The 13,972-nt window shown below is 39.9% G+C and carries 15 protein-coding genes; 11 read left to right on the top strand and 4 right to left on the bottom strand.

Going from position 1 to position 13,972, the window contains the following annotated elements:
• Positions 1-3: 3 nt before the first annotated feature.
• From B9A58_RS00205 to thiH, 5 genes are read left to right on the top strand one after another with little or no spacing between them, the layout of a single operon-like run.
• Complete coding sequence (locus tag B9A58_RS00205) at positions 4-576, top strand: thiamine phosphate synthase (RefSeq protein WP_084370408.1); 573 nt, start codon at positions 4-6, stop codon at positions 574-576.
• Positions 569-1,315 (top strand): hydroxymethylpyrimidine/phosphomethylpyrimidine kinase, encoded by a 747-nt coding sequence (locus tag B9A58_RS00200; protein WP_084370407.1) that lies wholly within the window; start codon positions 569-571, stop codon positions 1,313-1,315. Before B9A58_RS00205 ends, B9A58_RS00200 begins: the two co-directional genes overlap by 8 nt.
• Positions 1,312-1,971 (top strand): thiamine phosphate synthase, encoded by a 660-nt coding sequence (locus B9A58_RS00195; RefSeq protein WP_084370406.1) that lies wholly within the window; start codon positions 1,312-1,314, stop codon positions 1,969-1,971. The genes B9A58_RS00200 and B9A58_RS00195 overlap by 4 nt, the downstream gene beginning before the upstream one ends.
• On the top strand, positions 1,937-2,707 hold the full coding sequence (locus tag B9A58_RS00190) for a thiazole synthase (RefSeq protein ID WP_084370405.1): 771 nt from the start codon (positions 1,937-1,939) through the stop codon (positions 2,705-2,707). The genes B9A58_RS00195 and B9A58_RS00190 overlap by 35 nt, the downstream gene beginning before the upstream one ends.
• Complete coding sequence (thiH, locus tag B9A58_RS00185; RefSeq protein ID WP_084370404.1) at positions 2,700-3,821, top strand: 2-iminoacetate synthase ThiH; 1,122 nt, start codon at positions 2,700-2,702, stop codon at positions 3,819-3,821. Before B9A58_RS00190 ends, thiH begins: the two co-directional genes overlap by 8 nt.
• A 24-nt stretch (positions 3,822-3,845) precedes the next feature.
• Here the strand turns inward: thiH and B9A58_RS00180 are convergent, their stop codons facing one another.
• On the bottom strand, positions 3,846-4,166 hold the full coding sequence (locus B9A58_RS00180; protein WP_084370403.1) for a hypothetical protein: 321 nt from the start codon (positions 4,164-4,166) through the stop codon (positions 3,846-3,848).
• Positions 4,167-4,322: 156 nt separating this feature from the next.
• On the opposite strand from B9A58_RS00180, the gene dnaX reads away from it, so the two are divergent.
• Both dnaX and B9A58_RS00170 read left to right on the top strand, forming a co-directional pair.
• Complete coding sequence (gene dnaX, locus B9A58_RS00175; protein ID WP_084370402.1) at positions 4,323-5,438, top strand: DNA polymerase III subunit gamma/tau; 1,116 nt, start codon at positions 4,323-4,325, stop codon at positions 5,436-5,438.
• Between the two features lie 281 nt (positions 5,439-5,719).
• Positions 5,720-5,992 carry a hypothetical protein gene (locus B9A58_RS00170; protein WP_084370401.1) on the top strand — a complete coding sequence of 91 codons (273 nt, stop codon included), beginning with the start codon at positions 5,720-5,722 and terminating at the stop codon, positions 5,990-5,992.
• A gap of 1 nt (position 5,993) precedes the next feature.
• Here B9A58_RS00170 and B9A58_RS00165 read toward each other — a convergent pair whose 3' ends face one another.
• From B9A58_RS00165 to B9A58_RS00155, 3 genes are all read right to left on the bottom strand, one after another.
• Complete coding sequence (locus tag B9A58_RS00165; RefSeq protein ID WP_084370400.1) at positions 5,994-7,196, bottom strand: sensor histidine kinase; 1,203 nt, start codon at positions 7,194-7,196, stop codon at positions 5,994-5,996.
• Between the two features lie 112 nt (positions 7,197-7,308).
• The gene (locus B9A58_RS00160; protein WP_084370399.1) at positions 7,309-9,132 is read right to left on the bottom strand and encodes a LysM peptidoglycan-binding domain-containing protein; all 1,824 of its coding nucleotides are present in this window, start codon (positions 9,130-9,132) and stop codon (positions 7,309-7,311) included.
• On the bottom strand, positions 9,129-9,770 hold the full coding sequence (locus B9A58_RS00155) for an O-methyltransferase (protein WP_084370398.1): 642 nt from the start codon (positions 9,768-9,770) through the stop codon (positions 9,129-9,131). Before B9A58_RS00155 ends, B9A58_RS00160 begins: the two co-directional genes overlap by 4 nt.
• A gap of 92 nt (positions 9,771-9,862) precedes the next feature.
• Here B9A58_RS00155 and B9A58_RS00150 point away from each other — a divergent pair, with 92 nt between their 5' ends.
• The 4 genes from B9A58_RS00150 to B9A58_RS00135 all read left to right on the top strand — a co-directional run bounded on the left by B9A58_RS00150 (position 9,863) and on the right by B9A58_RS00135 (position 13,952).
• Positions 9,863-10,534 carry a deoxynucleoside kinase gene (locus B9A58_RS00150; RefSeq protein ID WP_245826947.1) on the top strand — a complete coding sequence of 224 codons (672 nt, stop codon included), beginning with the start codon at positions 9,863-9,865 and terminating at the stop codon, positions 10,532-10,534.
• A 97-nt stretch (positions 10,535-10,631) separates the two neighbouring features.
• Positions 10,632-12,650 (top strand): dipeptidyl-peptidase 3 family protein, encoded by a 2,019-nt coding sequence (locus B9A58_RS00145; RefSeq protein ID WP_084370396.1) that lies wholly within the window; start codon positions 10,632-10,634, stop codon positions 12,648-12,650.
• Between the two features lie 182 nt (positions 12,651-12,832).
• Positions 12,833-13,426: a TetR/AcrR family transcriptional regulator gene (locus B9A58_RS00140; RefSeq protein WP_084370395.1), complete on the top strand. Its 594-nt coding sequence runs from the start codon at positions 12,833-12,835 to the stop codon at positions 13,424-13,426.
• A gap of 127 nt (positions 13,427-13,553) precedes the next feature.
• Entirely contained in the window at positions 13,554-13,952 is a 399-nt protein-coding gene (locus tag B9A58_RS00135; protein WP_084370394.1) for a hypothetical protein, read from the top strand.
• Positions 13,953-13,972: the final 20 nt, after the last annotated feature.

Genomic DNA, 13,972 nt, shown 5'->3' with positions numbered 1-13,972 from the left:
GCATTGAAAACCATAGTCATCACACCAGAAGCGCAAGCAAAAGGCGAAATCGAAACTTGTAACTTATTGCTACAAAGCAATATAGAACGGCTGCATGTAAGAAAGCCTTTTGCCAGTGCTGAAAGTCTGAAGGATTATGTGGAGCAGTTGGATAGCCGATATTATTCCAAAATAAGTCTACATAGCCATCATGAGCTGGTGGATGAAATGGAACTGGGTGGCAAACACTTCAAAAGCAATCAAGAAGTAAATGCCAAAAGTTTGGCTTCCAAGTCTTTTCATTCCTTTGATGAAATAGAAAATGAAAGCACCCCCCTGTCCTACGGATTTCTCAGTCCTATTTTCGAGAGTATTTCCAAGGTATGTTATGCTGGAGAATTCGACCAAATGGAATTAAAAAAATGGTTAAGACGCTTCAATCGGTTTCCTGTTTATGCCCTTGGTGGCATGACCGCAGACAAGACACATGTCGTGCGCGACATGGGCTTTGAAGGTATGGCTCTTTTGGGTGATCTATGGAGTGACTCTATTGTGTCAAAAAGAATTGAAAAAGTAGCATCTGTATTAAATGCCTGACAACGAGCAAAATATCGTATTGAGTGTTGCAGGTTTCGACCCATGTGGCGGCGCAGGTCTTTTGGCTGACGTACAGACGCTACAGCAATGCAAGGTGCAGGCCATGGCCGTGCAAACAGCGCTCACTGCTCAGAATGAAGATGACGTTTCAAAGGTCATTTGGCACGATATGGATGGCATTAAGATACAGTTAGATACACTATTTAGAAAATACAAATTTGAAGTAGTCAAAATTGGAATTATAGAGGATTTGGAAAAATTAAGTCAGGTCATTGACCTTCTACTTTCTCAAAACCCTAAAGTTCAAATCATCTGGGATCCTATTTTACAATCTTCTACTGGCTTTGATTTTCTGAAAGATTTAAACCCAAAGTTGCTATCAAAGGTATTGAGCCAAATACTACTCATTACCCCTAATCTTCCTGAGTATCAATCATTGGCAAATGCCTTGGAAGGGAGGCCTTTTGCAACCAATATTTTACTCAAAGGTGGGCATACTGATGGAGACGATACGTCTGACCACCTTATCGACCAAGAGGGCAATCAAACTAAAATAGCTGGACACAGAATCAAGAACAGCAAACACGGCACAGGATGTGTCTTGTCTTCTGCGATTGCTGCTGGGCTATCCAAAGGGATGAAATTAAAAACTGCTTGTACCTTTGGCAAAAGGTACGTTGAAAGCTATCTTAAAAGTGGTATCAACAAATTGGGAGCACATTATACAATAGAAATATGATAAGTCGATTACACTACATTTCGCAAGAAACGGACGAAAAGAGTCATCTGGACAACATCAAAGAAGCCTGTGCGGCAGGTATAGACTGGGTACAACTTCGGGTGAAAGATCGTGAGTTGGATGAAATTGAAGAAATGGCTTTTGAAGCCAAAACCATTTGCAAAAAATACGGAGCCAAATTAATTCTGAATGACCATGTGCAAATCGCCAAGGCAGTCCGCGCCAATGGTGTGCATCTCGGGCAAGAAGACATGGATCCTGTGGAAGCTCGTGCCATTCTTGGCGACAAACCTTACATTGGCGCCACTGCCAATACCTGGGAACAAGTGGAGTTGTTGTACGAATCCAAGGTGGTAGATTATATTGGCTTAGGCCCATTCAAATTTACCACCACCAAAGAAAATCTGAGTCCTGAACTTGGCATCAGGGGCTATACCAATATCCTAAATAATATGATCATTCAGGAAGTTGATATCCCTATTATTGCCATAGGTGGTATAGAAATGGAAGATATTTTTGATCTACAACTGACCGGCTGTCATGGCATAGCTGTGGCCACATTGATCAATAACTCTTTCAATAAAAAAGAAACAATAGAAGAAATTAAACTACTCCTTCCAGATGGAACATTTGACGATAGCGGGGAAGACTTTTAAGTCTCGTCTGTTTACAGGCACTGGCAAATTCAAAAGCAACAAAGACATGCAAGAAGCCCTGGAGGCTTCTGAGTCAGAATTGGTCACTGTGGCCTTGAAGCGAGTAGATGTGAAAGATCAAAATGATCAGATTGTCAAGCACTTAGCCCATCAACGGATCAATCTACTTCCAAACACTTCAGGCGTTAGAAATGCGAAAGAAGCGGTTTTTGCAGCAGAGCTGGCACGAGAAGCTTTGGAAACCAATTGGATAAAATTGGAAATTCATCCAGACCCCAAATATTTAATGCCAGACCCCATTGAGACTTTGAAGGCCACAGAAGAGTTGGCAAAAAAAGGATTTGTAGTGATGCCATATATCCATGCTGATCCGGTTTTATGTAAAAGATTAGAAGACGCGGGCACTTCAGCTGTCATGCCACTAGGCTCTCCTATTGGGAGCAACAAGGGACTGAAAACCATTGATTTTCTGGAGATTATCATAGAGCAAGCTAAAGTGCCAGTAGTAGTGGATGCGGGTATAGGCGCACCATCAGATGCCGCCAAAGCCATGGAAATTGGTGCGGATGCCTGCCTGGTGAATACGGCCATTGCTGTAGCGCAAAACCCTGTGCAAATGGCCATTGCTTTCAAAATGGCCATAGAATCTGGACGAATGGCCTATGAAGCCAAACTCGCCAAACCAGTCTCCAATGCTGTGGCCAGCAGTCCCTTAACAGCTTTTTTGGATGCCTAATTTTAAAGACCTTTTTGAGCAATACAATTGGGATGAAGTGAAGGCTTCCATTTATGGCAAAAAAGCCATTGATGTAGAAGCGGCCCTTAACAATTCTGATCGTACCTTGGGGGATTTTAAAGCACTGATCTCCCCAGCTGCAGCCCCTTACCTGGAACAGATGGCGCAAAAAAGCCATGAATCAACCTTACAACGTTTTGGCCATACCATGCAGCTATTTGCGCCCATGTACTTGTCCAATGAGTGTCAAAATATTTGTACCTACTGCGGGTTTAGTCTGGACAACAAGATCAAACGCAAAACGCTAAATGATATTGAAATAGCACGAGAAATTCAGGCCATCAAGCAACTGGGGTTTGATCATGTGTTACTAGTGACAGGCGAAGCCAATCAAACCGTTGGAACAGATTATTTGGAGCATGCGATTAAAAGGATTCGTCCACACTTTGCCAATGTGAGTATGGAAGTACAACCCCTAGATCAGGAGGATTATGAACGGTTGATACCTGCAGGCTTACATGCTGTGCTCGTTTATCAAGAAACTTACCACGAATCTGATTACAAAAAACATCACCCAAAAGGCAAAAAATCTAATTTTCAATATCGGCTAGATACGCCTGACAGATTAGGCCGAGCTGGTATACACAAAATGGGACTTGGGACATTGATTGGATTGGAAGATTGGCGAGTGGATAGCTTTTTCACAGCCTTGCATCTGGACTATCTGGAGCGTACCTATTGGCAAACAAAATATTCCCTCTCTTTCCCCAGGTTACGCCCGTTCTCTGGTGGCTTGGAGCCAAAAGTGGCTATGAACGATCGCGAACTAGTCCAGCTGATTTGTGCTTATCGACTTTTCAATCAAGAGGTTGAATTGTCTTTGTCTACCAGAGAAACCAACACTTTCAGAAATCATGCCATCAGACTTGGAATCACCACCATGAGCGCAGGCTCCAAAACCAATCCTGGCGGCTACGAAGTGGAGCCACAATCACTTGAGCAATTTGAAATTTCAGATGAAAGGTCTCCTCATGAAATCAAAGAAATGCTGCAAGCTAATGGTTATGAACCTGTGTGGAAAGATTGGGATGTGGCTTTGGAAAGTACTACATAAAAAAGTGGCTTAAGCCACTCCTATCTATTTCTTCTTACCCTTTTTCAGTTCTGCCACCTCGTCATCGCTCAAAGCTCGGATATATTTTTCTTTCACTGCACCTTCTCTTCCGCTGTGCCATTGGCGTACCCAATATTTTTTCTTAGAAAAATGACTGTGAACCACAGCTTCTACTTGAGACCCGTCCTTCATAGTGACCATCACGTGCTGATGGACATGGAATGCTTTAGGCTTTGTTGATTCCTTTTGTGGCTTTGATTTATAGTTCTTCTTTTGAGCCAAACTGACTTGAGCTGTAAGGAAAACTAGCAATAGAGTAGTTAGAATTAGTTTTAAATGTTTCATAGCGAGTTGTTTTAAAGTATAATTCAAAACTAATAAGCCCGTATCAAAAAAGGCAATAAGTGGACATAAAGAGGGGTGAAAAAATTCCCCTGTTTTTTTTCAATTATTGCCTCTCATTTTGGGTGGAAATTATTCACTGATTACTATCTTGCGCCCATGGAAAATTTTGTAGTATCGGCACGAAAGTACAGACCACTCGGCTTCGCTGAGGTGGTAGGTCAAAGCCATATTACAACTACACTTAAGAATGCCATTGACAATAATCACTTGGCGCAAGCCTTGCTGTTTTGTGGTCCGCGTGGTGTAGGAAAAACAACTTGTGCCAGGATTTTGGCACGAATGGTCAATAAGTTCGATGACCAAGGTAATGCTGAGTCAGCCAATACACTCAACATCTACGAACTTGATGCTGCTTCCAACAACTCAGTAGAAGATATTCGAAACCTGATAGATCAGGTGAGATACCCACCACAACAAGGTACGCATAAAGTATATATCATTGATGAGGTTCACATGCTCTCAAATCAGGCCTTCAATGCCTTCCTGAAGACACTTGAGGAACCTCCTGCTTACGCCATTTTTATATTGGCTACTACAGAGAAGCATAAAGTCATACCTACCATTCTTTCGCGATGTCAGATTTTTGATTTTAACAGAATTGAAGTTGAAGACATTACCTATCAGTTGAAAAAAATAGCTGAGAAGGAGGGGATTGACTGTGAAGAAGAAGCCTTGCATTTGATTGCTCAAAAAGCAGATGGTGCGCTCAGAGATGCACTCTCCATATTTGATTTGATTGTCACCTTCTCATCTGGCAGTAAAGTCACCTATCAGGATACCATTAAAAATCTTCACATTCTTGATTACGACTACTTCTTCAAACTTGCAGGGATGTTGGATCAGGGCAATGTGTCTGAGGCACTTTTGATCTATGATGAGATTCTGAAAAATGGATTCGACGGTCACAACTTTCTGATAGGGCTATCTGAGCATTTCAGAAACCTCATGGTATGCAAAGACCCTGAAACGGTTAAATTGCTCAACGTTTCTAAAAATATTCAAGAGAAATATCTCGAACAGGCCAAAGCCATTTCCCTTTCCTTTTTGATGTCAGGATTGAATATTCTGAATTTGGCGGATTTGAATTTCAAATCGAGCAAGAATCAAAGACTTCACGTAGAGCTTGCCTTGATGAAGCTGGGCTATTTGGATCAAGCTTTAAAATTATCAGCTGGTGCGCCAGCTGAACTAAAAAAAAAAGTGACAGCTTAGCAGCTTCAAACGCTCCTACCACTTCTGTTGCAACAACAAATCCTTCTTCCGAACCAGCTAAGCCAAAACCAGTTCCACTAAAATCTATCACTGCTCCAGTTCAAAAAACACCAAGTCTAAAGACCATATTCAATAAAAAAACAACTTCAGACGAACCCAAACCTGAAGCTCAAAACCTAGCCCAACAGGAACTACAAACACCTATAACTGAAGCAGATGTTCGTCAAAAACTAGATCAATATATTATTGACAAGAAGGTTTCCAACACCATTAAAATTATCTTGTCAAAACCGATTAAGGTCATTGAACATCAAATTCAGCTGACCATTACAAATTCTGTTGAGATCGCCATGGTAGAAGCAGTTGAGGTTGAATTATTGGGTTATTTGAGAGGTGAATTGAAAAATACTTCAATAGCATTTAACTATCAAATTTCTGAAGGTTCTGAGGAACGTCGCCCATATACAGCCGAAGAAAAATTCAAAGCAATGGCCAAAAAAAACCCAGCTCTTTTGAAGTTGGCCAAAGAGTTTGGCTTGGATACAGATCATTAAATCAGGTATTGCAAGTATCAAAAATAAAAGTGGTACCTTGATTTGATTTGGATTCCACTTTTATTGTCCCTCCCAAACTTTCCACTAATTTCTTTACAGTAGCTAGTCCAATGCCTGTCCCTAGCTCTCCCCTTCTGTCTTTCAATCCTGCAATTGAAAACAGGTCAAAAGCCTGGTCTAAAAATTCACCAGGCATCCCATCACCATTGTCGATAACTTCAAAAGCATTGAGAGATTGGTTGGCCTTGATTTTAATGGTCACCAGGCGCTCAGATTTACCATTATATTTCAATCCATTGACCACCAAATTCAATAAAATTTGCATGATGGCCGCTCTATTGATTTGAATGCTTTTTGTATTGCATTCAAACACTAACTTAGCATTGGGCTCATTCACAGCCATATTCTCTAGATCGTTGATTAAGTCTTGAACCCGTACCTTTTCAACCTTGTGATGCACAAGCTCTTCACTCTTGTAAAACTCAAGCATACCATCTATGTACCTTCGAAGTTGATTTGAGGATGATCTCAAATGCATCAAATAACTTTGGGCTTCTTCAGACAATTTGCCCTGACTTTCTCCTTCGAGCATATCTGTCAAAGAACTGATGTTAGCCAGGGGAGATTTTAGGTCATGAGAAACTGTAGCCGCAAACTTTTTGAGTTCTTCGTTCCTTCCCATCAGGCGCTTTTGCAAACGCATCAGTTGGAAATTTTTATATCGCTGATCGAATAGGTTGATTACTTGTTTGGACATGGCCTTAAGCGCCATAATCTGTTCTTCATTTAGCTTTCTTGGCTTATCATCATATACACAAATAGTACCTAGTTTAAAACCAGAGGGGTCTACCAGAGGCACTCCAGCATAAAAAACGGCCTTGAAATCTTTGACTAACGGGTTGCCAGCAAATCGCTCATCTGCTCGGGCATCTTCTATAATAGTAATATCATTTTCTGAATTGATGGCGTGTCCACAAAAAGAGATTTCTCTTGGTGATTCGTTGATATCAACACCATGGTGGGATTTCAAAAAATTACGATCATTATCCAGTAAAGTGATTAGAGATATAGGCACGTTGCAGATATAGGCCATCAGTGCCGTGATGTTATCATAACTTTCTTCTGGAATGGTATCGAGCAGCTGGTATTTTTCCACAGCCTTCTGCCGAAGACTTTCATCATTAGGTAATTCAGGAGGTATCATTTGCTGGTTGTGATTCTTTACTCAAGGTCACCCACGACCTCTGGCTAAATATAACCAATATACGTAACAATAGGTTGCAGTGGATTTTGTAACCACTGTGCTTCCATATGGACTATCTTACCCTCAACCTTTCCCCAACATCCAAATTAAAATTTTCCTTTTGGTTTAACTTCAAAAGTTCGGCTACTTCCAAACCATATTTTTTTGAGATTCCATACATGGTATCTCCTGGCTCTACCACATGAAAATTGACTTCAGCTTTTTCAGGGGTTTGGATGTTTTCGTCTACTAAACCATGGATGATTAGGTTTTGTCCTACTTTGATTGAAGTATCATACAAGTTGTTCCACTCAATGATATCCGCAACGGATACTCCTGTTTGAGTAGCTATCCCATAGAGGGTTTCCCCTTTCATCACGAGGTGATTTGTAATAGCCATAGGTTCGTCTAATGCTGAAATAACCTGAGTCACTTGATTGTTAGCCTCTGGTAAGTCTATCTGCTCTGTCTCAAGTTTTTCCTCTTCACTGGGTAAAATCTCCTGTTCTTCCTCCTGTGTTTCAATTTCTTCTTCAATTGGTTTTGGCACTTCCTTGACTGGTATTACCTCATCCACTGGCATTTTTGGTAATTCTCTATACTCTATGGGCATATTAGCTGGGCGCTTTTTATGAAGCCATAGTACACGACCAGGTTTGATTTCGTCAATCGTGGCCATGCGATTGAGCTTGGCCAGCTTCACCAGTTTAATCCCAAATTTTTGTGAAACATCCCAAAGCGTTTCGTTCGGCTGTACTGTATAAAAGTATATTTTACCCCTATTCCTCTTGGATCTCGTATAGTATATCTCTCCTTCTTTAATTATACTATTCATTTTAAGGTCATTGTATTTTACGAACCGCTCTGGCGTCAGATTGGCCTTCTTAGCTAAGGCATTGATGCCATCTCCACTTTTTGCAAGAATGGATGGTAGTCCATTGATTTTGATATAAATGGTACCTGAGATATTGAGGTCTTTATCAATGGATGGGTAAATTTTCACCGAAATCAATCCATCCTCATCTCCTTCCTCTTCTTTTGCCTTTTTGTCATCAGACTGATCAGATTTCATTTTTGGAGCTTTTCCTCTTACGGGAATCATGACAGAGTATTCCTTTTCCCCGGGCACTTTATTGGTCTTCAGCCATTTGTTGTATTTCTTTAATTCTTCCTCATCCACTTTAGCTTCTTTCGCAATAGCAGCAAGTGATTTCCCTTTTCCTTTATTATATTCAACTAATTTCAACCCTTCTGAATTGGCTCCTCCAGTAATTCCTTCATAGGCAATCTTGTGAGCCAAAAAGCGCACTACATACCAATGGGTTTTTCCATCTAAGGTCATTCTTTTCTTTCCAAAATTACCTTTGTCCACATACTTTCCTGCTCCACCCCTTCCTGTCATGTGAGCAAGGATGGTATACACCCAGTTGTCGAAATAGAAATTATGTCTTTTGAAATACTTGGCTGCACCATGTGTAGAAGCCACAATATTCAATCTTTCGTCCACACTTCTATCAATTCTTAAACCCACCTCGCGTCCAGTAAAATCTTTGAATTGCCAAAAACCCACGGCATTGGCTGATGACACGGCATCAGAAATCAGTGCGCTTTCCTGCAAGGCCAAAAACTTAAAATCTTCAGGAACCCCTTCTTCTTTAAATACTTTTTCAATAATTGGAAAATAAATACGGGCACGATCAGCTTTGATTTCCATGAACTTTGGACTCTTGGTCAAAGCATCTACATCCTTCTGAATATTTCTCCTGGCTGCATCAGAAATTTTGAGTTTCATGTCACCCAAGGTGATCTCAGAAGGCACTCGCACCTTTCTGATGTCATCACTGGCAAAGAGCTGAAAGGAAAGAAAACACGACAGGCAAATAAGGATTTTCTTCATAGCACACGCAGAATCATTAGTCCATCACGAACAGCCATTAAGACATTTTCCACTCTGGAATCTTCATGAACTTTTTGATTGAATTCGATCAATGCTTTGGTGTCTTTGTCATTGGCCTTTGGTGTGGAGGTCACTTTGCCGCTCCACAAAATATTGTCTGCAATAATAAAGCCTCCTTGAGTTACCTTATTTATAACTAAATCAAAATAGTTTGAATAGTTGACTTTGTCCGCATCTATAAACACCAAATCAAATTTTTCATTCAGGGTTGGAATCAATTGCATGGCATCACCAATCAGGTATTTCAATTGATCAGTATATGGTGATTCATCAAAATATTTCTGAACAAGTGGTTCGAGTTCCTCATTGATATCGATTGTAACTAGCTCTCCTTTCGAATCCAAACCTTCTGCCATGCACAGTGCTGAATAGCCCGTATAAGTACCTATTTCCAAAACACGTTTGGGCCTAATCATGTGAGACAGCATAGACAAAATGCGTCCCTGAACGTGACCAGAAAGCATGCGTGGTCTCAGCACGTTTAAGTGAGTCTCTCTATCAATCTTCTCCAATAGCTCACTGGCTTGCGTGGTATGGCTTGCCGAATAGTCCTGAATGTCCTTATTTATAAAATCCAATGGTTTACTTCTTTGTCAGAATTTGATTCAAAAATATATACAAAAATTGTACATCTGACTGACCGAAAGAATTTATCCACATTCTATGTTTGATGCCACTATTAATCCACCCAACTATTACCTTTGTTCACATGGCAGATCATCCCAAACATATTGCAGTATCAGGAAATATTGGTGCTGGAAAAACAACCTTAACAGCCATGTTGGCTAAGCATTATGGATGGCAGGCTGAATTTGAAGCCGTAGAGAACAACCCATATTTGGCGGACTTTTATGGAGATATGAAAAAGTGGTCCTTTCATCTTCAGGTCTATTTTTTGAATAGTCGTTTTGAGCAGATAAACAAGGTGAGAGAAGGTGAAAAAACGGTTATTCAAGATCGTACCATTTATGAGGACGCCTACATTTTTGCCAAAAGTTTGCATCACCAGGGTTATTTCAGTGATAGAGACTACCAAAACTATTTGACGTTGTTTGACTCTATGATCAAATTTGTACAAGCTCCTGATCTTTTGATTTATTTAAAATCTGATATAGATAAGCTGGTTAAAAACATAGAGAAACGTGGGCGTGAATATGAAAGTGCCATTCGCATAGATTATCTACAAGGGCTCAACGCGCACTACAATGATTGGATTGACAACTATAACGAAGGCAAACTTCTGATCATTGATGTCAATCATATTGACTTTGTCCAAAATCAAGATCATTTCGCAGACATCGTTTCCAAGATTGATGTAGAATTACACGGTCTTTTTAGCTAGTCATCCCATATATTATCCACTCCCAACAATTAGATATGGTCATTTCAAACATGAATCGTATATTGCAAAATTGTTTAAATAACAAACCCTTTAAGACATGAGAAAACAGTTAATTTATTTATTATTAATTCCTTTGACTTGGGCTTGTACTCCTTCTGCCCAGGAAGAGCAACAACCAGTAGTTGAAGACGACTTTGTTTGGAAAACAGAGCAATTTGCTGATCTGAAAATGATCAGATATCAAATCCCAGGATTTGACAAACTGAGTTTAGACCAGAAAAAATTAGCCTATTATTTAACACAAGCTGGCCTATCTGGCAGAGATATCATTTGGGATCAGAACTATAGACATAATTTGGCCATTCGTACTGCTTTAGAAAACATCATCAATAATTATGAAGGTGATCGAGAAAGTGAAGATTGGAACGAATTGATGACCTACGCCAAGCGCGTATGGTTCTCAAATGGTATTCACCATCACTATTCAATGACCAAGCTTGAACCTGGATTCAATCAGGAATATTTTCAGAGTCTTCTTGAATCTACTAATACGGCATTGGCAGACGAAGCAATCAATACCATTTTCGATCCGTCAATTGATGGTAAAAAGGTAAACCTTGATCCTGACAAAGGGCTCATGGTAGGCTCTGCAACCAATTTTTATGATCCTGATATTACTGCTGAAGAAGTTGAGGCATTCTATGCGCAAATCACAGATAAAAATGCCGAAGAACCTATCTCCTACGGATTGAACTCCAAATTAGTCAGGGATGAAAATGGCCAAATGAAGGAAGAAGTTTGGAAATCTGGTGGCATGTATGGTGCAGCTATTGATGAAATGATTGGTTGGTTAGAGAAAGCCACTACAGTAGCTGAAAACGAAGAGCAAAAAAGAGGTTTTGAATTGTTGATTGAATATTTCAAAACTGGCTCACTCAAAACCTGGGACGAATACAATGTAGTATGGGCAGCAGCCACCAAAGGAGACATTGACTACATTCTTGGTTTTATAGAAGTGTATAATGACCCTAAAGGTTACAGAGGATCTTATGAATCCATCATTCAAATCAATGATTTTGACGCTTCTGAGCGAATGAAAGTATTGTCTGAAAATGCACAGTGGTTCGAAGACAACTCACCTATCATGGATGAGCACAAAAAAGAAAATGTAGTTGGCGTAAGCTATAAGGTGGTAAACGTAGCTGGTGAATCAGGTGATGCCTCTCCCTCTACTCCTATTGGTGTCAACCTACCCAATGCGAATTGGATCAGAGCAAAACACGGGTCTAAATCTGTGAGCTTAGGCAACATCATTGATGCCTATGACAAAGCGGGTACTTCAGGCTTCTTGGCTGAGTTTGCCTATGACGAAGCAGAAATGGAAAGAGCCAAAAAGCATGGAGAAATAGGTGACAAAATGCATACAGCTTTGCATGAAGTGATTGGCCACGCTTCTGGTAGATTAAATGCCGGAATAGGTACACCAAAAGAAACTTTGAAAAACTATGCTTCTACGATTGAGGAAGGACGAGCTGATTTAGTCGGACTATACTATTTGATGGATCCAAAATTGGTTGAACTTGGACTGATTGAAAGTCTGGAAGTAGGAAAAGAAGAATATGATGGGTATATCAGAAATGGTATGATGACCCAACTCAGAAGGTTGAAGATGGGAGAAGATATAGAAGAGGCCCACATGAGAAATAGAGCTTGGGTTTCTGCCTGGTCTTTTGAGCAGGGCAAAGCTGATAACGTAATTGAAAGAAAGCAAAAAGATGGCAAGACTTATTTTGTGGTCAATGACTACGAAAAATTAAGAGCAATCTTTGGTCGATTATTAAGGGAAACTCAGCGAATTAAGTCAGAGGGTGATTATGAAGCGGCAAAAGCACTGGTAGAAGGATATGGTGTGAAGGTTGAGGCTGAGTTGCATCAAGAGGTTCTTGATAGAGCTTCTAAATTGAAAGGTGCTCCTTATGGTGGATTCATTAACCCTGAACTAGTGCCAGTCATGGATGACGCGGGAAATATCACTGACGTAGAAGTGACTTATCCAATGGACTTCACTAAGCAAATGCTAGACTACGGCAAAAAATATGCTTTCTTAACGAAATAAATATGTGTAGAACTGTTTCAAAAGTCAGTACTGGTTCACAAGTCACTTTGAGATTCTCGAAATATCTGTCTGCAATTGCAACATGGTTTCGAGTGTCTGCGTGGCGTTCTGCTCAGCTGACAGTTTAATTGACTTTTGAAACAGTTTTTTTAATTAACTAAGAAAAATTGTATTATTAATAAATGGCAAAAAAGGATCAAATACTAGATGCAGCCAAGTTGCTCTTCAATAGACAGGGATATGCAAAAACCAGTGTAGATGACATTTCACAGGCAGTAGGCATGCGCAAATCCTCTCTCTATTATTATTTCAAAAACAAGGAAGATCTTTTCATGTGCTCGTTTAGAAACGATTGGGAAGAGAAGTTCAAAAAATTTGAAACTGAGGCCAACAAAGAAAATAATCCTACAAAAAAAATACTCACCTATATCACTCAATCACTCAATTATTATGAAAAAGTAGTTATTGAGCACAAGATTCCAGTAAAGGCACTTATAGAAACTCGAAACCTATATCGGTCGTTCGTCAATAAGATCAATCGTGGTGGCATTAGTTTTTATGTTGGGGCTATCAATGAAGGTATAGCCAGTGGAGACTTCAAAGCATGTGAAGTAGAAAAGGTGGCTGAAGCTTTGTTCTTGATTAAATTTTCGATTCAGTATGATCAACTGAGCATGTTTCTGCACAGCTACCCTACTGAGGATGACTGGACTCATATTCGAGAGCAAATACTTTATGCAATAGGTTTGGTTTTAGACGGTATTAAAAAGAATTGAAAAATAATTTTCGAACAAAACAACCTTTTGTTCGAATCTTCGTTTAGATTTGCAAATGACTCCCGAAAGGGATTTTATTTTGATTCAAATTCGAACGTTTAACCAATTTGTTCTAAATATCTAAATCATGAAAAAACTAGCTTTAATTATTACTGTAGCCATATTATCTTCACTCGCTACTGTTGCGCAAGAAATTCCAAAGAAGGAATTTACCATCTCGGTATCAGACAAAAACATTGCTGTTCAGCCAGGAGAAACTAAAAAGTACTTTGTGACGCTCAACAGATCAAAATCATACAAGAAGACTGAAATTGATTTGTTAATTGATTCATCTCTACCAGAAGGGATTTCTGTTTCATTTGAGAATGGACTGGATCCAATGATCAACCGTGTGATGGTTGTCTCTGCCACTGAAGGTGCGGCGCCTTACAACAAGGCCGTGATTCTCAAAGGGAAATCACTCAGAGCCAGCAAAGGCATTATGCTTAATTTAAGTGTAAATGACCAAACCTATACGGCCAACTAAAAATATCATTATTGTTTTGT

Origin of the sequence: Reichenbachiella faecimaris (assembly GCF_900176375.1) — a bacterium.
GTDB classification, from domain to species: domain Bacteria; phylum Bacteroidota; class Bacteroidia; order Cytophagales; family Cyclobacteriaceae; genus Reichenbachiella; species Reichenbachiella faecimaris.
Note: the sequence above shows the minus strand (reverse complement) of the source record. Positions and strands in the feature narration are given on the sequence as shown.

What these genes read in the sequence shown, in the direction of transcription:
- B9A58_RS00200 (WP_084370407.1), top strand. Translation starts at nt 569, where the DNA reads ATGCCTGACAACGAGCAAAATATCGTATTGAGTGTTGCAGGTTTCGAC.
- B9A58_RS00195 (WP_084370406.1), top strand. Translation starts at nt 1,312, where the DNA reads ATGATAAGTCGATTACACTACATTTCGCAAGAAACGGACGAAAAGAGT.
- B9A58_RS00190 (WP_084370405.1), top strand. Translation starts at nt 1,937, where the DNA reads ATGGAACATTTGACGATAGCGGGGAAGACTTTTAAGTCTCGTCTGTTT.
- thiH (WP_084370404.1), top strand. Translation starts at nt 2,700, where the DNA reads ATGCCTAATTTTAAAGACCTTTTTGAGCAATACAATTGGGATGAAGTG.
- B9A58_RS00180 (WP_084370403.1), bottom strand. Translation starts at nt 4,166, where the DNA reads ATGAAACATTTAAAACTAATTCTAACTACTCTATTGCTAGTTTTCCTT.
- dnaX (WP_084370402.1), top strand. Translation starts at nt 4,323, where the DNA reads ATGGAAAATTTTGTAGTATCGGCACGAAAGTACAGACCACTCGGCTTC.
- B9A58_RS00165 (WP_084370400.1), bottom strand. Translation starts at nt 7,196, where the DNA reads ATGATACCTCCTGAATTACCTAATGATGAAAGTCTTCGGCAGAAGGCT.
- B9A58_RS00160 (WP_084370399.1), bottom strand. Translation starts at nt 9,132, where the DNA reads ATGAAGAAAATCCTTATTTGCCTGTCGTGTTTTCTTTCCTTTCAGCTC.
- B9A58_RS00150 (WP_245826947.1), top strand. Translation starts at nt 9,863, where the DNA reads ATGCCACTATTAATCCACCCAACTATTACCTTTGTTCACATGGCAGAT.
- B9A58_RS00145 (WP_084370396.1), top strand. Translation starts at nt 10,632, where the DNA reads ATGAGAAAACAGTTAATTTATTTATTATTAATTCCTTTGACTTGGGCT.
- B9A58_RS00140 (WP_084370395.1), top strand. Translation starts at nt 12,833, where the DNA reads ATGGCAAAAAAGGATCAAATACTAGATGCAGCCAAGTTGCTCTTCAAT.
- B9A58_RS00135 (WP_084370394.1), top strand. Translation starts at nt 13,554, where the DNA reads ATGAAAAAACTAGCTTTAATTATTACTGTAGCCATATTATCTTCACTC.